Below are 17,729 nucleotides of genomic sequence, written 5' to 3'. Positions count from 1 at the left end.
AGTGGGTCACGTTTGAGAGGCGGGTTGCACGGCGACCGTGCGAAGCGTCATCCGTGAGGGAACACTGCGAACCCGCGAGGTGTGCACCACGGTGCCCGACTCGTCCCAGGCGACCTTCTCGATGAGGATGATCGGGTCGTTGTCGGGTCGCTCCAGCCATTCGGCCGTCTGCTTGTCGGTGTAGGCGATCCCGATGACGCGTTCCACCTTGGCGATGCGTGCACCGTACTCGTCGCGCAGCACCTGGTAGGTGGACGTCTCGTCGCCGACGCGCTGGTCGAATCCCGGGTAACGGTCGAGCGAGTACGTGCTGTCGTCGATCCCCACCGGGAGGCGGTCGATGCTGAACACCCGGATCAGGCGGAACATCGGTGACCCGACGGCGACCCCGAACACGTCAGCGGCGGCCTGGTCAGCATCGAAGACCTCCGACCCGACGATGCGCCTGGTCGGGGTCGCGCTGCCGACCAGCTGATCGGAGAAGCCTTGCACCGACATCGTGCCGAGGCTGACCGGCCGTTGCACCACGAAGGTGCCCCGACCCTGCTGACGGGTGACGACGCCCATCGACTCGAGGTCGCTCACCGCGCGGCGCACCGTGATGCGGCTCACGTCGAACCGTTCGCACAACTGCGTCTCGGAAGGGAGCTTGCCGTCGGGGAACTCGCCCGACTCGATCGAGTGGATGAGCACGTTCCGCACCTGCTCGTGAAGGGGCGGGGCGGTCCGTTCCATCACCAACGCTCCTCTGGGATTCCTCGCACCGTCTCGTACGACTACGTCTCGTACACGCGGGACATCTGCGCCAACGCGTCCTCACCCGCATCCACAGCGTAACCGAACGCCCCACGGTACAAGCAGGCGACGGCACCGGATGCGGAGGCCGTCTGAAGCCGCTGCGCCAGGTCGGCGCCCGCATCCCGTGCGGCGAGGTAGCCGGTGATGAACGCATCCCCGGCCCCGAGCGTGTCGACGGCCTCGACCGGACGGATCGCGACCGATGTCGCGTCCGCCCCCTCGAACGCCCTGGCCCCGCGCGACCCGAGGGTCACCACTGCACTGGAGCACCCGGCGCCGATCGCGAACGCGCCGAGCGCATCCACCTCACCGGAGCTGAGACCCTCGCCGGAGAAGAACCCGACACTGAGCGACGGGGCGATCCGGGCTATGCGGTCAGGGTCTCGCTCAGTCGAGAAGTCGAACGACACGTTCGTGCGCTCGGAGAGCTGCGGCAGAGCGTCGTCGATCGACGAGTATGCCGAGGTGTGGACGCTGCCGAACCCGCCGAGCTGGTCGAGGTCGTGCTCGGTGAGCCGCAGCCGCAGCCGGTGCTGCACCCCGCCATGATTCGATCCCACGAACCGTCGATCGCCGTCGCCGTCGAGCGCCACGAAGGCCATCCCGTTCGCGCCGACCGCGTGCCGCACCTGCGGGGTCTGCACGCCGATCGCGTCGAGAACGCCGAGCAGGTGGTCGGCGAAACGATCGTTTCCGACGATGCCGGTGTACGCCGCCCGGGAGCCGAACAGGAGCGCCGAGTACGCGGCGACGTTGAGCGCGTTGCCGCCCGGATACGCGACGTGCTCGTGCACGTAGCAGTCGAGCACGTTGTCGCCGACGCCGGCGACGGCACCGGGCGCGACCGTTCTGAGTTCGGCCAGGAGGGAGTCTGCGGTATGCATCGGTTTCAGCCTTTCACGCTGCCGGCCGCGACGCCGGCAACGAAGTAGCGTTGAAGGAAGAGGAAGACGAGAACGATCGGGAGCGCGGCCAGCACGAGACCTGCGAGCAGCACACCCCAATCGGTGGAGAGCGCATCCCGGAACGACATGAGGCCGGCGGGGATGGTCCTCAGCTCATCCGAGTCGACGTAGACGATCGCGAAGAGGAACTCGTTCCACGCGAAGTACGCGGTGAGCACGGCCGCCGTCGCCAGCACAGATCTGCTGAGCGGCAGGTACACCGAACGGAAGATCTGGAACGACGAGCAGCCGTCGATCGTGGCCGCGTCCACCAGTTCGCGGGGCACGGCGAGGAACACCGACCGGATGAGCAGGATCGCCATCGGAAGGCGGAACGCGACATACGGCACGATCATCGCCCAACTCGTGTTGAGCAAGCCGAGCGCATCCAGCAACCGGTAGAGCGGGATGAGGCTCACCTGCGGCGCGACGACGAGCCCGCCGAGCGCGATCACCAGCAGGATGTTCGCCCCACGGTGGGAGAGCATCGTCATGCCGTAGGCGCAGAGGGCGGCGAACGCCACGGTGGCGACCGTCGCCACGATCGTGACGAACAGCGAGTTGAGGAAATAGGCCGAGATGCCCTTGTTCCAGGCTTCGGCGTAGTTCTGCACCATCCAGACCGACGGGAGTCCCCACGGGTCGGCATAGATCTCTTTGGACGACTTGAACGAGCTGCCGAGCATCCAGAGCAGCGGGTACGCGACGACGACCGCGTAAACGGCGAGGACGAGGTAGACCGGTGTGCGGCGCAAGCGGGCCATCTCAGTCCTTTCCTGTGCGGAACGAGAGCATCTGGATGAGCGACAGCACGAGCGTGATCACGAAGATCAGGCTCGCGATCGCGGAGGCGTACCCCATCTGGTTCTGGAAAAAGCCCTGGTTGTACATGTAGGTCGCGAGCACTTGCGTGGTCGTTCCCGGCCCGCCACCGGTGAGGATGTATGGCTCGCTGAACACGGTCATCGCACCGGACACCGTGAGGATCATGGCGACGAAGATCATCTCCCGGGCCTGCGGCACGGTCACCGAGAAGAACTGGCGGATGCCGCCGGCTCCGTCGAGGGAGGCCGCCTCGTAGAAGTCCTCCGGGATCTGCTGCAGCGCGACGACGTAGAGCATGCAGACGTAGCCGATGCTCTGCCACTGCGAGACCGCGATGACCGAGCCCATCGCGGTCGACGGGTCGGCCAGCCAGGCATGCTTCAGGCCGTCCAGCCCGACAGCGTCGAGCAGAGAATTGAGGAGACCCTGGCGCGAGTCGTAGATGAACGTGAAAAGCAGGGCGATGACCGTCATGGAGATGACGGCGGGAAGGAAGTAGACGCTGCGGAGGAAAGCGCCCATCCTGCGGCCCACCGCCCGGGTGAGCCACGCCGCCACGATCAAGCCGCCGAAGACCTGCAGCAGCACCGAGACCACGGCGTACACGGCATTGTTGGCGAGCGCGGTGCCGACGACGGGGTCGGAGAACAGCCTGACGTAGTTCTGGAGGCCGACGAAGTCCATCCCGGAACCTCCGGCGCTGAACCGGAAGAAGCCGAAGCCGACATTGGCGACGAGCGGGTAGTAGACGAACACGGCGATGAGGAGGATCGCGGGCGCGGCATACAGCAACGCGCTCACAGACCGGGATCGAAGACGCATCTTGCTCCTGAGCTGAGAAATTGGGGGTTGCGTCCCCGGCGGCCGACAGGAGGTGTGCGGCCGCCGGGGCGCGGGATCAGGACGCGTCGCGCACGCGCTTCGCGGTCGCGCGCACTTCGTCCATCACGTCCTCGGGGCTTCGCTGGCCGCCGAGGAGCATCTGCGTCTGGCTGAGGTAGGCCGTGACGATCTGCGGGTCGTACGCGTTGTCGAGCCAGGGCGTCATCGCGGATGCTTTGACGATGTCGCCGGCGATCGACTTCAGGATGGCGGGTGCGTCCGAGTCGGCCACCGCATCCTTCACCGCGCTCAGCTCACCGGTCTTCTCGGTGAACGCCTGCCCGTTCTTCTTGTTGAGCATGAAGTCGAGGAACCGCAGCGCCTCCTTCGGGTGCTTCGTCTTCGCGGAGACGACGAAGCCCTCCGGCGCGCCGGTCAACTGCTGCGAATCCCCCTTGCCGCCGTCGACCGACGGGAAGTTGAAGGTGCCGTAGTCGAACGCCACGTCGTTCATGTAGTTGACCTCGGACCCCTGGAGATACATGATCGGCGCGTCGCCGGCGATCCACGCGTTGCGCGCGGTCTCGTGTCCGACGGCGGTCATGTCGGCGTTCATGTACTTCGTCAGTTCGGCGAAGCGGTCGAGCGCCGTGGTGTATCCCTTGTTCTCGAACGTCCCCTTCGCCGCCGACATGTCGGACTCGAAGGTCTTCTCCGGCAGCACGCGCTGATTGAGGGTGCCGATGTAGTGGGCGATCGTCCACTGCTCCTTGGCGCCGAACTCGATCGGCGTCTGGCCCGAGTCCTTGATCGCGTCGAGCACGTCGATGAACTCGTCCCAGGTGGTCGGGACCTTCAGCCCCAGCTTCGCGAAGGCGTCCTTGTTGTAGAAGAACAGCTTCGCCTGCATGTCGACGGGCAGACCGTATTGCACCCCATCCACCTGCATCGGCGTGAGCTGGCTCTCGTAGAACCGGTCCTTGATCTCCGGGTTGTCTTTCAGCCAGGAGTCGAGTTTCATGACGTTGCCGCCCTTGACGAGCTCGTCGAGGAACGACCCGCTCCACGAGAACAGGACGTCGGGGGCGTCGGACGAACCGGCGACCACCTTCACCTTGTCTTTGTACGCGTCGTTCAGGACGCTCTCGGTCTTGATCGTGATGTCCGGGTTCTCTTTCTCGAACTCGGCCACCAGATCCTTGAAGTAGGTGTTCTTCGGCTCGTTGGGCCAACGGTGGAAGAACTCGAGGGTCACGTGCTTGTCACCGTCACTCCCGCTCGCGCTGCAGGCCGCGAGCGGCGTGAGGAGCGCGGCGGCGACGACGACAGCGGCGACGCGGCGAAGGGAAACGCGCATGGTGGTGCTCCTTTTCTGGGTTCAGTACTCCATGCGCCACATGTAGCGACGCACGCTCAGGGGGTGACCGCGGTGATCCGCGAGGGCATCGGCGTACGCGCGCAGCGCGACGTTGAAGAGGAGATGGGCGAGGATGCCGCGCAGCGACTCCTCCACGACCTCCAGCCCGAACTCGGCAGCGTCGATCACGAGCACACGGTCGGAGTGGGAGGTGACGAAATCGACAGCGCGCTGCTCGACGCCCCTGGTCTCATCGAGACCGAGGAGGGCGATGAACGGAACGTCGCGGTCGGTGACCTCGAACGGTCCGTGGAAGTACTCGCCGGCGTGGATGGCGGCGGAATGGATCCACTGCATCTCCTGCAGGAGGCAGATCGCGAACGAGTACGCGCTGCCGTAGTTGGAGCCGGCCGCGAGCGTGTAGATCAGCGGCTCGTGCTTGTAGTCCTGGCCGTACTTGTCGGCCGGGCCGGCGTGCGCATCCCGAACGGCCGGCACCAGGGTGGGAAGCTGCGCCACCGCGGCGTCGACCTGCTCGACGAGAGCGGTGCCCTCGCGAGCCTCAAGCAGCCCGGCCAGCAGACGCAGGAGCAGCGCGGGCGCGACGTGGGCTTCGCTCTTCTCCGGTCCGTGCTGATACGGGATCACGAACTCGGACGCCTGCGCCAGCGGCGACGTCGGGTCGTTGGTGAAGCTGACGGTGAGCGCACCGGCGGTGCGGGCGTGCTCGGCTGCGGCGACAGTCTCCGGGGTGGTGCCCGAGTGCGAGCAGAGCACGACGACGCTCTGCTCGCCGGCCAGTCGCGATGCCCGCGAGGTGAATTCCGCGGCGTTGATCGCGTGAGCCTCGACGGCCCCGGCGCGGGTGTTCAGAAAGTACTCGCCCGGCAGCATCACGGCGTACGAGCCTCCGCACGCCGTGAGGATCACGTTGGTGACGGCCGCGCGCTCGGCGATGGCCGTGCGGGCTGCGGAGAGCTGCGACTCGATCGTGTCGATGTCGGTGGACAGAACAGCGGTGCTCATAGGTTCCTTTCCGGTCGACGTTCTAATACGTTATAGGACGTCATAGTATGACTGACCATAACCGACCGGCGCGGAGAAGCGCAAGGCTTTCTCTTCACAGCGTTCGCGTATTTAGCAGCGGCACGACGGGTGGCGCGTCCATCTCGGCTCCGATGGCACCTCCATCCCGCGGCCGATGCCATCCCGCGACGGCCGCCTTATGGTCGTGGCTATGCCCATCGCACCCCCGCTTCGCCGCCGCCCCCTTCCCTTCCTCGCGGCGCTCGCGCTCATCGTCGCGCTGCTCCTCATCCCCGCTCCCGGCAGCCTCAGCGTTGTCGCCACTCGCTGGCTGGCGTCAGCAGGCTCGGGCATCGCTCATGTCGAGGTCGTCTCCGAGCTGGGATTGATGCTGCTGGCGGCCGCGACCATCGCGGCGGGGCTCCTAGCCTGGTTTCGGCACCCGGAGCGTCGCGCTCGCCTGGGCGCAAGCGCTGTGGGAGTGGTCGCCGCGTATGCCGCGAGTGAGGTGGCGAAGTTCCTCTTCGCCCAGCCGCGGCCGTGCACCCGCTGGCCATCGCAGACGGAGTGCCCTCCGGCAGGCGATTGGTCTTTGCCGTCGAATCACGCTGCCCTCGCATTCGGCGCGGCGGTCGTCATCGCGGTCGCGGTCGAACGCGCGTGGCTCAGCTGGGCAGTCGTCGCGCTCGCCACACTCCTGGCCGTCGGTCGCGTCGCCCAGGGGGTGCACTACGTGCATGATGTGGCCCTCGGCGCCGCCTTCGGGTTGGTGATCCCGGCGGCGTTCGCCGCCGCGGCCGTCGCCTTGCGCCGCGCCCGAACCCGCGAGCACGAGCGTCGGGATGCGCGCGATGCCCCACTGCCTTAATCGCAATCGAGTACAGGAAGAATGCTCCCAAACGCGCTGTTTGAGAGCATTCTTCCTGTACTCGATTGCTTTGGGGCGGGGTCAGGCGTCGAAGAGGGGGGTTCCGCGGCGCCAGACCTGGCGGATGTCGAGGGTGTCGGAGATGCGGGTGGTGGGGTCTCCGTCGACGAGCACGAGGTCGGCGCGCAGGGACTCCCGGATGCGCCCGCGGTCGCCCAAGCCGAACCGGCGGGCGGGCGTCGCGGTCGCAGCGCGGAGCGCCTGCGTGGGCGTGAGCCCGGCGCGGACGAGAAGCTGCAGCTCGTGGTGCACGCTCGCCCCGTGCGCCATCCCACCGAACATCGGCAGCGGGAACGACACGTCGGTGCCGACGAGGATGTCGACCCCCGCTTCATGGAGGGCACGCACCGACGCGAGAACGGCCGGGAGGTCACCTTGCGGATACTTGTCGTAGCTGCTCAGCAGCGTCGCAGTCCAGGCGTCGTCGAGCTTGGAACCGACCCGCGGGTCTGCGGCGAACTCGGCTGCCGAGATCCCCATCATCGACGCGTTCAGAACCACACAGGGCACGACGAAGGCGCCCGATGCCGCGATGGCGTCGATGATCTTCGGCGTGTGAGGCCGATCCATGAACAGGTGGACCAGGCCATCCATGCCTGCGGAGATCGCCGACTCGGTCGCGTCGACCGTGAGCGTGTGAGCGACCGTCAGAAGACCGAGACGGTGGGCCTCCGCGACGCCTGCGGCGATCGTCGCGTCGTCGAGCAGGGGAAGCCCGGGCGCGCCCTCGACCGTGCCGTCGTCGATCATGAACTTGATGTAGTCCGAGCCGGCCGCCTGGAGACGGGGGATGTAGCCGACCGCTTCTTCGGGCGTCGTCGAGAACGGCATCACCAGGCCGGCCCAGGCGTCGGCTGCCGCACCGTCGGCAGCGTCATCCCCGTCCCACGGCGCGTCTTCGCCGTCGTCCCCGCCCATCAGCTCGCTGGGATGACCTCCGGGTGGCGTGATCCCGAAGCCTGCCGAGCGCACATCGGCGACCCGATCGTCGTCGGTCACGTGAGCGCGCTTGTGCTTGGTGAACATCCCTTGCATCTCGAGCTCGGTGGTGACCCCGAAGGTGAGAGCGAGTTGGAGCGCCTCGTACGACGTGTGCACGTGCGAGTCGATCAGGCCGGGAATCAGCGTGCCCCCGCGGCCGTCGACGATCAGCGCGTCTTCGGGGATGTCGCCGCCGATCGACTTGATTCGTTCTCCTTCGATCACCACCGACGTCGCGGGGATGACCTCCTCCCCATCGAAGATCCGGGTATTGACGATCGCCGTCGTGTTCATGGCTTACTCCTTCGCGTCTGCCGTCGAGTCGTACTCGATTTCTGTAATGACTACAGAAAACTAGTAATACCATATTTGGTGGCATTCGGGTCAACCGTCTAGACTCTTCCCATGGCAGCAGGAACAGGGCTCCGCGAGCGGAAGAGGGCGCAGACCCGCCGCGACATCCACCAGGCGGCGGTGCGGATGTTCTTGGAGCGGGGCTTCGACGATGTGACCGTCGCCGAGATCGCCGACGAGGCAAGCGTCGCGCTGACGACACTCTTCACCTACTACCCCGCCGGGAAGGTGGGCCTGCTCTTCGAGCAGGAGGAGGATCGCGCGGCGGCACTCCTGCAGGCCGTGAGCGACCGCCCCGCAGGAACCGACCCACTGAGCGCGATCGAGTCATTCATGGATAACCGGCTCCCCTTCGACCGCGATGACCGGGACTCCCGGCAGCTTCTCGACCTGATCTTCTCCACGCCGCAGCTCCGCGCCTACGTGCGGAAGAAGTGGACCGACTGCGAGGATGCGCTGGCCGCGGCACTCGCCGAGGAATGGCGGGAGGAGCAGAGCGCCGACCTGCGGGCACTCGCGCGCTTCATCCTCGAGTCCCCCGACATCGCCGCTCGCGAGCCATCGCCGACCGACTCGCTGCGGACCATCTTCGCGAACCTCCGCCGCGGCTGGGCGCGCGAGGGCGCGCGCTCGCCGGCCGCGGCCGCCGAAGACTGAGCTACCCCCGCAGGGGCGATTCCCCGGCGAGCAGCTCGAGCAGCTGGAGCAACTCGGCTCGCTGCTTCTCGGCGAGTGGCGAGAAGAGGTTGTCAAGCTCCCCCGACGCTACGTCGCGGCCTTCATCGAGCGCCGCCCGCCCTGCTTCGGTGAGCACGTGCTCGAGCCGGCGCCCTCGACCCGCCGTGCGGGTGATGAGTCCGCGATCGACGAGCCGGGTGGCGAGCGTTCCGAACGCCTGATCGCTCTGGAAGGTCGCAACGGCGAGGTCGTGACTGGAGGCGCCGGGCGTGCGCTGGATGGCGCGCAGCGCATCCCACTGCACGAGACTGACGCCGACCACTCGGAGCGCCTCGTCCATCGTGCGGTGGTTGCGGTACTGCGCACGCTTGATGGCGTGTCCGAGCGTTTCCAGATCTGTCGTCATGGTGCTATCGTATCAACATTCGTATATAAACATGCTTAGATAGGAACATCATGGAAGCCCTTCTCCCCGAAGACCTCCCGGTCGTCCAGGCCGGTGACCCCGCCGCGCGCACGGCGCTGGTGCTGCACGGCGGCGGCGGACCGCAGACCGTCGCCCCGATCGTCGGGCACCTCGCTACCGCGATGCACGTCTTCGCGCCGACCCATCCCGGCTGGGACGGAACCCCGCGGCCGGAGTCCATCGCCTCCGTCGCCGACCTCGCTCAGGCGTATCTCGCGCGGCTCCTCGACCACGGCGAGCGCGACGTCGTCGTGATCGGCTCGTCGATCGGCGGCTGGGTCGCGCTCGAGATGGCATTGCAGGCCGCGTCCGACGAGCGATTCGCCGGGCTGATCGGCGGCGTGATCGACATCGACGGCGTCGGGGTGGTGGTGGAGGGTCAGCCGATCGCAGACTTCTTCGCGCTCGACGCCCGCGGTCTCGCCGAGGTCGCGTGGCACGACCCGGAGCGCGGCTACCTCGACCCTGCCCGGTTCACGGATGAGCAGCGTGCCGTGCAGCAGGGAAACGGGCGCACCATGGCCGTCATCGCCGGCACGAGCATGAGCGATCCCACGCTGCTGAGCCGGCTCGGTGCGGTCAACGTTCCGACCCTGATGGTCTGGGGTGCGAGCGACCGGGTCGTCACGCCCGCGTACGGGCGTGCGGTCGCCGAGGCTGTGCCCGGCGCCGAGTTCGTCGAGATCCCGGCGGCCGGACACCTCCCGCACCTTGAAGCGCCGGAGGCGACCTGGGCTGCGATCGATGCCTTTCTGGGTCGGGTCTAGCTCTCCGTCCAGTTATGGGTGAGGCCGACCAGTGCGCCTCGCGTCAGTGACCGGCCTCGCGTCAGTGACCGGCCTCGCGTCAGTGACCGGAGACGTCGGAGTCGACGCCGGCATCCGGGCCCTTGTCGAGTGTCGCGATCGCGGCGAGGTCGTCGGCGTCGAGCGAGAAGTCGAACACGTCGAGGTTCTCGGCCAGTCGCTGTGGGGTCTTGGACTTGGGGATCACCACCAGATCGTTGTCGAGGTGCCACCTGATCACGACCTGTCCCGGCGTCTTGTCGTACCGTTCGCCGATGCGCGCGAGCACGGGCGAGGCGAGCAGGTCGCCGCCGGCGCCGAGCGGACTCCACGACTCGGTGACGATGCCGTGCTCGGCGTCGTACTGCCGCTGCTCGTGCCGGGTGACGTTCGGGTTGATCTGGATCTGGTTGACCGCGGGCACAGTTTCGGTCTCCGCGATGAGTTTGTCGAGGTGCGCCGGCTTGAAGTTGGAGACACCGATCGCGCGGGCCTTTCCCGCGGCGAGCAGCCTCTCGTAGGTCTTCCAGGTGGAGACGAACTCGTCGCGGGCGGGCAACGGCCAGTGGATGAGCAGCAGATCGACGTAGTCGAGGCCGAGGCGTTCGAGGGAGGCGTCGAGCCCGGCGATGGCCCGGTCGTCGCCTTGATAGCCACCGTCGAGCTTGGTGGTCACGAAGATCTCTTCGCGAGCAACTCCGCTTCCGGCGATTCCGCGGCCGACCCCGACTTCGTTGCCGTACTTCGCGGCGGTGTCGACGTGCCGGTAGCCGACCGCGACCGCTTCGATCACGGCGCGTTCGACTTCTGCGTCGTCGAGGGGCGATGTGCCGAGCCCGATCTGCGGGATGCTGGTGCCGTTGTTGAGAGGTACGCGAGGAATGGCCATGCTTCACACTATTCCCATGTTCGCGTGGCCTCGCCAGGCCTGCGGCTAGATGACGCCCTCTGACAGCGTCGACGGGTTGCCGAACCGGTGGGCGGTGATCGAAATCGCCTGCTCGTGCACGAACGGCAGGACTTCGACGCGTCCTGACGCGGTCACCGGGTTGGCGTAGATCGCGACGTCGGGCGTTCCACCGATCGCCTGAGCGAGCGCAGTCGCGTCCCCGCCGATCAACCGGATGCGGTGTGGTCGCACCGTGCTCGACGCGAGCCTCTTGTGCCACTGCGCCTCGCTCTCGACCGTGATCTCCACGTCGCGTTCGCGCAGCAACTGGTGCATGGCTCGCGGGAGTTTCACCGAGCTGCTCACGGTGAAGGGCGAACGGGCCACCGTCGCCGCTGCCATGACGCGGAGGAGCTGCGGCAGCTCGCCGTCTTCGGCGAGACGGATGGTCACGGGTACCGGCCGGTAGCGGAACAGGTTGCGTTCCACCCCGACGCCGGAGACGTCTTTGACCGTGTGGAACTCGTTCGCCGCCGCGATCGCATCGCTGAGTGCGGACCGCCGCACGAGATCGAAGGCGGTGTAGTCCATCGACGACTGGCCGGATTCGATGAGGGCGGTCACGCGCGGGTCGAGGCCGCGAAGGTGCAGGCTCGTGCTGGAGCTGCCCGCCTCCGGCTTCCACGACCCGAGACCGAACAGGTAGTTCGGGCCGCCGGCCTTCGTTCCCGTGCCGACGGAGGAGCGCTTCCATCCGCCGAACGGCTGCCGTTGCACGATCGCGCCGGTGATGCCGCGGTTGACGTAGAGGTTGCCCGCCTCGACGGTCTCGAGCCACAGCGCAAGCTCTTCGGCGTCGAGCGAGTGGAGTCCCGCCGTGAGGCCGTATTCGATCACGTTCTGAAAACGGATCGCCTCATCGAGGTTCTTCGCCGACATGATTCCCAGCACCGGCCCGAAGAACTCGGTGAGGTGGAAGTACGACCCGGGCTGAACTCCCGTGCGCACGCCCGGCGACCAGAGCTTGCCGCTCTCGTCGAGCCGTTCCGGCTTGACCAGCCACTCCTCGGAGGCGCCCAGCGCCGTGAGCGCGTGGAGGAGCTTTCCCGACGCGGGCTCGACCAGCGGACCCATCTGGCTCGTGGGATCTTGCGGGTACCCGACACGGAGACTCGTCACCGCGTCGACCAGTTGGTGACGGAAGCGCTCGGAACTCGCCACCGACCCGACGAGGATCACGAGGCTGGCCGCCGAGCACTTCTGCCCCGCGTGGCCGAACGCGCTCTTCACGATGTCTGCGACGGCCAGGTCGTAATCGGCGCTCGGCGTGACGATGATCGCGTTCTTGCCGCTGGTCTCCGCCAGCAGCGGCAGGTCGGGCCGCCACGACCGGAACAACTTGGCTGTTTCATACGCTCCGGTGAGGATGACCCTGTCGACTCGCGGGTCGGCGACGAGCCGCTGCCCCAGGTCGTTCTCGGGCACATCCGCGAGCGCCAGCAGCTCCCGAGGCAGACCAGCCTCCCACAGCGCTTCGATCATGACCGCGGCCGACCGCTTGGCCTGCGGCGCCGGTTTGATGATCACGCCGCTGCCCGCGGCGAGCGCCGACAGCACGGAACCGGCCGGGATGGCGACCGGGAAGTTCCACGGTGGCGTGACGACGGTCACCTGGGACGGCACGAAGGTCGCGCCCTGAACGGTGTCGAGTTCGCGCGCGCGTGCAGCGTAATAGTGCGCGAAGTCGATCGCCTCGCTGACCTCGGGGTCGCCCTCCGCGATCGTCTTGCCGGTCTCCGCTGCCATGACCTCGATGAGCCGGTCTCGGTTGGCCGCGAGCGCCAACCCCGCGCGATCGAGAACGGCGGCGCGCTCGAACCCGCTGCGACGCCCCCAGGCCTCACCGTTGATCTGAACCGTGCGGATGAGCGCGTCGAGCGCCGCCGCATCGGTGACGGCGGCGCGCGCGATGGTCTCGACACCCAACTCCGAGGATGCCGACCGCGCCAGAATTTTGCGGCCCCACGCGCGGTTCGCAGCGAGCGAAGGGTCGGTGTCGGCCGCGTTCTTGAATCCGCCGCCCGGAGCGAGCACTGACGCGTCGCCCCGCGATCCGCGCTGCAGACCGAGCACGACGCTCGTCAGACCTTCATCGGCGGACGTCTCTCCGACCGCGGGGGCGGCTGGGCGGGTGAACGCCTCCGCATCCGCGTCTTCCCACTCGCGCACACGGTCTTGTCGGCGGTTGGGCAGCGGCGCCATTCCGCGCGGACTTCGATCGGCTTCGAGTTCCGCGACGGAGGCGAGGAACCGGCGCCGTTCACGCTCGAACAGCTGTGGATCGGAGTCGAGCTCGAACACCGCGGACATGAAGTTCTCCTGACTCGCGTTCTCTTCGAGCCGGCGGATGAGGTAGGAGATCGCGACATCGAACTCGGCCGGGTTGACCACCGGCGTGTAGAGCAGCAGCGACCCGACTGTCTTCTTCACCGCTTCGGCCTGTGCCGTGGCCATTCCGAGCAGCATCTCGAAGTCGATGCGGCCGGTGACGCCCCGGCGCGAGGCGAGCAGCCACGCATAGGCCACATCGAAGAGGTTGTGGCCTGCGACACCGATCTTGACGGCGTCAGTGTGCTCCGGTGTGAGCGCCCAGTCGAGCACTCGCTTGTAGTTGGTGTCGGTGTCTTGCTTGGTGCTGTATGTGGCAAGCGGCCAGCCGTGGATCGCAGCGTCGACGTGCTCCATCGCGAGGTTCGCGCCCTTGACCACGCGCACCTTGATCGGCGCACCCCCTCCCATCCGGCGCGCGGTCGCCCACTCGGTGAGCCCTTGCAGCGCGTCGAGCGCATCCGGGAGATAGGCCTGCAGCACGATGCCGGCTTCGAGCCCGGCGAACTGCGGCTTGCCGAGGATGCCCGTGAACACGGCGATCGTCAGGTTGAGGTCGCGGTACTCCTCCATGTCGAGGTTGATGAACTTGGGCTTGGGCGAGCTCGCGGCGAGCTGATAGAGCGGGGTGAGCCGTTCGACGACCCGTTCGACCGTCTCGTCGAACGACCACATCGAGAGTTGCGACGCGATCGACGACACCTTGATCGACACGTAGTCGACGTCGTCCCTCGCGAGGAGCACGCGGGTTCCCTCGAGCCGGCGTGCCGCTTCCGCCTCGCCGAGCACCGCCTCGCCGAGCAGGTTGAGGTTCAGCCGGGCTCCGTGCCCGGCCGGGTCGGACGGCCGGCGCAGATGGGCGATGGCCGGCCCCAGCTTCTCGGGTGACGCATCGACCACGAGGTGGCCGACCATCCGCCGCAGCACCCGCCGCGCGATCGGGATGACGACCCACGGCAGAACCGGCCCGAACACTCCCCCGAGCCAGATCGCGAAGCGCATGTACCAGGGCAGGAACGACGGGATGCTCTTGGCGACCTTCTGCAGGTTGTACCCCGCTACGAACTTGTCTTGCGGGCGCGCGACCCCGTCGACGAAACCCACCGCGAAGTCGAGACCGTGCGGATCTTTCAGCACGCCGGCCAAACGCTCGGCGGCCGGGTCGTCTTTCGGCACCGAACCATCCGCGCCGGGTGCCGTGCTCTGCGCCAGCCAGGTGCGCACGAGCTCCACCGCCTCGCCGGCGATCTGCGACGGGCGGACCTCGACACCATCCGAGTGATCAACCATGCTCACGACTGTATTCCTCGCTGTCGAAGGGAAGCGCCGCGGCGGTCACGATGTGGAGAACTGCGGGCTGTGGAAACAGTGTGGGGCTATTCTCTGATTAGTAAAAGCGAATGTTCTTGAACGATATCGTTCGGTAGAAGCGAACAAAGAGGTCCTATGCTCGACGTGCGCCGCCTTCGTCTCCTGCACGAGCTCAAGCTCCGCGGAACCGTCACCGGTGTGGCGGAGGCGCTGGCGTACAGTCCGTCCTCCGTCTCCCAGCAACTGGCCGCCCTGGAGCGCGAGGCCGGAGTGCCACTGCTCGCGAAGGCCGGACGGCGCGTGCAGCTCACCGCGCAGGCCGAGATCCTCGTCGAGCACACGGCCCGCATCCTCGATCTGCTCGACGAGGCTCAGTCCGATCTGGCCTCGTCGCTCACCACGGTCGCCGGCGTCGTGCGGATCGCGGTGTTCCAGTCCGCAGCGCACGCGATCGTGCCCGCCGCCCTGAACCTGCTGGCCGCCGACTACCCGGACCTCCGCGTCGAGGTGACCGAACGCGAGCCCGAGCTCGGCCTGTTCGAGGTGTCGGCCCGCGACTTCGACCTGGTGATCGCCGAGCAGTATCCCGGCAACACGCGCCGCCTGCGCTCCAACCTCGACCGGGTCGAGCTCGCGAGCGACAGCATCCGTCTTGCCACATCGGCGAATCCGGATGCCCGGGTCGCCGCGCGCTCACTCGAAGCGGCGGCGGGGCTCCCCTGGGTGATGGAACCGCAGGGCACGGCGGCACGCACGTGGGCCGTTCAACTCTGTCGCGAGGCCGGATTCGAGCCGGATGTGCGGTTCGAGACCGCTGACCTCATCGCGCACATCCGCTTGATCGCCTCGGGAGCGGCCGTGGGCATCCTGCCCGACCTGGTGTGGGCGGGCGGGTCGCCGAGCGTGCGGCTCACCGCGCTGCCCGGAACACCGCGCCGCTCGATCTTCACCTCGGCCAGACGCTCGTCGGCCAGTCGTCCCGGAGTCGTCGCGTGCCGGGAAGCCCTCGCCCGCGCTGTCGCGGCCTCCGGTTCCGACCTACGACCCTGACGAGTTCTTCTGCAGCTCTTCGGCGAACATCACGATGATGCCGCTCGGGCCGCGGACGTAGGTCAGCTTGTAGACGTCTTCGTAGGTCGCTACACCTCGGAGGGGGTAGCAGCCGTGCTTGGCCGCGATCGCGAGCGCGTCGTCGATGTCGTCGACCGAGAACGCGACACGGTGCATGCCGATCTCGTTGGGAAGGGTGGGCTCCGTCTCGATCGCCTCGGGATGGATGTACTCGAAGAGCTCGAGGCGGCCGTTGCCGTCGGGGGTCTGGAGCATCGCGATCTTGGCGTGGTTGCCGTCGAGGCCGACAGCGGTGTCGGCCCATTCGCCGCTCACGGTGTCTCGGCCGAGAACCGTCAAGCCGAGGTCGGTGAAGAAGGAGATCGTTGCTTCGAGGTCTCGTACGGCGATGGCGACGTTCTCGAGTTTGATGGGCATGCGGCCCATGCTAGCGAGCCGCCGCGCGAGCATGGCAGACCTCCGCCGACACGCCTTAGGCTCGCTGGTATGACCGAAGCCACCACCTGGTCCACCGCATCCGGGGCGGAACCCACCCACGACGTCGTCATCGTCGGCGGAGGCCACAACGGCCTCACCGCCGCGGCGTATCTCGCGAAGGCAGGACTCAGTGTGATCGTGCTCGAACGGCTCGACTCCGTGGGCGGCGCGGCGGTCAGCGCGCAGGCGTTCGACGGCGTGGACGCCTGGCTGTCGCGCTACTCCTACCTCGTCAGCCTGCTGCCGCAGCGGATCATCGACGACCTCGGGCTGAAGATCGAGCTGGCCCGCCGGCGTTACTCCTCTTACACACCCGTTCCCGGTGACCCCGATGGCGCTGGGCTGCTCATCGACAACCAGGACGCAGAGGCGACCGCCGCATCCTTCGCCCGCATCGGAGCCGGCGAGGACGCCGAGGCCTTCTCCCGGTTCTACGAAGCGACGTCCGAGGTGGCGCGCGCACTCTGGCCGACGGTCACCGAGCCGCTGCTCACGCGCACGGAGGCGAAGTCGCTCCTCGGCGACGACGAGCTGTGGCAGGCGATGATCGAGCGCCCGATCAGCGAGTTCATCGAGTCGCGTCTGAGCAACGACGTGGTGCGAGGGGTCGTGGCCACGGATGCGCTCATCGGCACGTTCGCCAGCCTGCACGAACCCGACCTGGCCCAGAACCGCTGCTTCCTCTATCACGTCATCGGTGGCGGCACCGGGGACTGGGATGTGCCCGTCGGCGGCATGGGTACGGTGACCGGCGAACTCACCCGCGTCGCCGTCGAGGCCGGAGCGCGCATCGTCACCGGCGCCGAGGTCACCGCGCTGAGTCCCGACGGCACCGTCGACTATCGCCGCAAGGAGCACGATCGCCGGGTCGTCGGCCGTCATGTGCTCGCCAACGTCGCCCCCGACGTGCTCGACCGGCTGCTCGGGGAACAGCCGGAGCCTCCCCGCCCCACCGCCGAGGGCGCACAGGTGAAGGTGAACCTGCTGCTGAAGCGGCTGCCCCGCCTTCGGGACGAGACGATCGATCCGGCCGCCGCCTTCGGCGGAACGTTCCACATCAACGAGACGTACGAGCAGCTCGAAACCGCATACACCGGTGCGGTTCGCGGCGTGATGGCCGAGCGCCTCCCCTGCGAGATCTACTGCCATTCGCTCACCGACCCGAGCATCCTCGACCCCGACCTCGCGGCCACGGGCGCCCAGACGCTCACCGTCTTCGGCCTGCACACCCCCGACCGCTGGCTCACGGATGCGAACAACGACGCCACCCGCGAGCGTCTGCAGAAGTCAGTGCTCGCCTCCCTGAACTCGGTGCTCGCCGAGCCGGTCGAAGACCTGCTGCTGACCGACGCCGAGGGGCGGCCGTGCATCGAGACGAAGACCACGCGCGACCTCGAGCGCGCGCTCAACATGCCCGGGGGCAACATCTTCCACGGGCCGCTCTCCTGGCCGTTCGCTGAAGACGATGACGCGCTCGACACCGCCGCGGAGCGCTGGGGTGTCGCGACACGGCACCCGCGAATCCTGCTGTGCGGCTCCGGCGCGCGGCGCGGCGGGGCGGTGAGCGGCATCGGCGGGCACAACGCCGCGATGGCCGTGCTCGACAGCTGACCGCCCAGCGAGTGAGCT

At 67.6% G+C, this 17,729-nt stretch carries 16 protein-coding genes; 5 read left to right on the top strand and 11 right to left on the bottom strand.

Annotated elements, in window-relative coordinates; genetic code table 11:
• Positions 1–6 precede the first annotated feature (6 nt).
• The 6 genes from ACFVWR_RS12210 to ACFVWR_RS12185 all read right to left on the bottom strand — a co-directional run bounded on the left by ACFVWR_RS12210 (position 7) and on the right by ACFVWR_RS12185 (position 5,772).
• Positions 7–735 carry a GntR family transcriptional regulator gene (locus ACFVWR_RS12210; protein WP_387212030.1) on the bottom strand — a complete coding sequence of 243 codons (729 nt, stop codon included), beginning with the start codon at positions 733–735 and terminating at the stop codon, positions 7–9.
• Positions 736–776: 41 nt separating this feature from the next.
• Complete coding sequence (locus ACFVWR_RS12205; RefSeq protein ID WP_387212028.1) at positions 777–1,682, bottom strand: PfkB family carbohydrate kinase; 906 nt, start codon at positions 1,680–1,682, stop codon at positions 777–779.
• A gap of 5 nt (positions 1,683–1,687) precedes the next feature.
• Positions 1,688–2,506 (bottom strand): carbohydrate ABC transporter permease, encoded by an 819-nt coding sequence (locus ACFVWR_RS12200; protein ID WP_387212025.1) that lies wholly within the window; start codon positions 2,504–2,506, stop codon positions 1,688–1,690.
• 1 nt (position 2,507) lies between these two features.
• A complete protein-coding gene (locus ACFVWR_RS12195; protein ID WP_387212022.1) occupies positions 2,508–3,368 on the bottom strand; it encodes a carbohydrate ABC transporter permease in 861 nt (286 codons plus the stop codon).
• A gap of 97 nt (positions 3,369–3,465) precedes the next feature.
• Complete coding sequence (locus tag ACFVWR_RS12190; protein WP_387212019.1) at positions 3,466–4,746, bottom strand: ABC transporter substrate-binding protein; 1,281 nt, start codon at positions 4,744–4,746, stop codon at positions 3,466–3,468.
• A 21-nt stretch (positions 4,747–4,767) separates the two neighbouring features.
• The gene (locus ACFVWR_RS12185) at positions 4,768–5,772 is read right to left on the bottom strand and encodes an SIS domain-containing protein (RefSeq protein WP_387212016.1); all 1,005 of its coding nucleotides are present in this window, start codon (positions 5,770–5,772) and stop codon (positions 4,768–4,770) included.
• A gap of 211 nt (positions 5,773–5,983) precedes the next feature.
• Between ACFVWR_RS12185 and ACFVWR_RS12180 the strand changes: the two genes are divergently transcribed.
• Complete coding sequence (locus tag ACFVWR_RS12180; protein WP_387212013.1) at positions 5,984–6,640, top strand: phosphatase PAP2 family protein; 657 nt, start codon at positions 5,984–5,986, stop codon at positions 6,638–6,640.
• Between the two features lie 81 nt (positions 6,641–6,721).
• Here ACFVWR_RS12180 and ACFVWR_RS12175 read toward each other — a convergent pair whose 3' ends face one another.
• The gene (locus ACFVWR_RS12175; RefSeq protein WP_387212010.1) at positions 6,722–7,975 is read right to left on the bottom strand and encodes an amidohydrolase family protein; all 1,254 of its coding nucleotides are present in this window, start codon (positions 7,973–7,975) and stop codon (positions 6,722–6,724) included.
• Between the two features lie 111 nt (positions 7,976–8,086).
• On the opposite strand from ACFVWR_RS12175, the gene ACFVWR_RS12170 reads away from it, so the two are divergent.
• Complete coding sequence (locus tag ACFVWR_RS12170; protein ID WP_387212007.1) at positions 8,087–8,692, top strand: TetR/AcrR family transcriptional regulator; 606 nt, start codon at positions 8,087–8,089, stop codon at positions 8,690–8,692.
• A gap of 1 nt (position 8,693) precedes the next feature.
• Here the strand turns inward: ACFVWR_RS12170 and ACFVWR_RS12165 are convergent, their stop codons facing one another.
• Complete coding sequence (locus ACFVWR_RS12165; RefSeq protein WP_387212004.1) at positions 8,694–9,119, bottom strand: MarR family winged helix-turn-helix transcriptional regulator; 426 nt, start codon at positions 9,117–9,119, stop codon at positions 8,694–8,696.
• A gap of 50 nt (positions 9,120–9,169) precedes the next feature.
• Here ACFVWR_RS12165 and ACFVWR_RS12160 point away from each other — a divergent pair, with 50 nt between their 5' ends.
• Positions 9,170–9,946 carry an alpha/beta fold hydrolase gene (locus tag ACFVWR_RS12160; protein WP_387212001.1) on the top strand — a complete coding sequence of 259 codons (777 nt, stop codon included), beginning with the start codon at positions 9,170–9,172 and terminating at the stop codon, positions 9,944–9,946.
• A 79-nt stretch (positions 9,947–10,025) separates the two neighbouring features.
• On the opposite strand, the gene ACFVWR_RS12155 is transcribed toward ACFVWR_RS12160, so the two are convergent.
• Positions 10,026–10,853 (bottom strand): aldo/keto reductase, encoded by an 828-nt coding sequence (locus tag ACFVWR_RS12155; protein WP_387211998.1) that lies wholly within the window; start codon positions 10,851–10,853, stop codon positions 10,026–10,028.
• A gap of 45 nt (positions 10,854–10,898) precedes the next feature.
• Positions 10,899–14,531: a proline dehydrogenase family protein gene (locus tag ACFVWR_RS12150; protein WP_387211995.1), complete on the bottom strand. Its 3,633-nt coding sequence runs from the start codon at positions 14,529–14,531 to the stop codon at positions 10,899–10,901.
• Positions 14,532–14,687: 156 nt separating this feature from the next.
• On the opposite strand from ACFVWR_RS12150, the gene ACFVWR_RS12145 reads away from it, so the two are divergent.
• Positions 14,688–15,602, top strand: coding sequence for a LysR family transcriptional regulator (locus ACFVWR_RS12145; protein WP_387211992.1), 915 nt, complete (start codon positions 14,688–14,690; stop codon positions 15,600–15,602).
• Here the strand turns inward: ACFVWR_RS12145 and ACFVWR_RS12140 are convergent.
• Positions 15,591–16,040 carry a VOC family protein gene (locus ACFVWR_RS12140; RefSeq protein WP_387211989.1) on the bottom strand — a complete coding sequence of 150 codons (450 nt, stop codon included), beginning with the start codon at positions 16,038–16,040 and terminating at the stop codon, positions 15,591–15,593. The two genes, ACFVWR_RS12145 and ACFVWR_RS12140, sit on opposite strands and share 12 nt — an antisense overlap.
• Before the next feature lie 69 nt (positions 16,041–16,109).
• On the opposite strand from ACFVWR_RS12140, the gene ACFVWR_RS12135 reads away from it, so the two are divergent.
• A complete protein-coding gene (locus ACFVWR_RS12135) occupies positions 16,110–17,711 on the top strand; it encodes a phytoene desaturase family protein (RefSeq protein WP_387211986.1) in 1,602 nt (533 codons plus the stop codon).
• Positions 17,712–17,729 lie beyond the last annotated feature (18 nt).

The organism is Leifsonia sp. NPDC058292 (genome assembly GCF_042880955.1).
In the GTDB taxonomy this organism is placed as follows: Bacteria; Actinomycetota; Actinomycetes; order Actinomycetales; family Microbacteriaceae; genus Leifsonia.
Note: the sequence above shows the minus strand (reverse complement) of the source record. Positions and strands in the feature narration are given on the sequence as shown.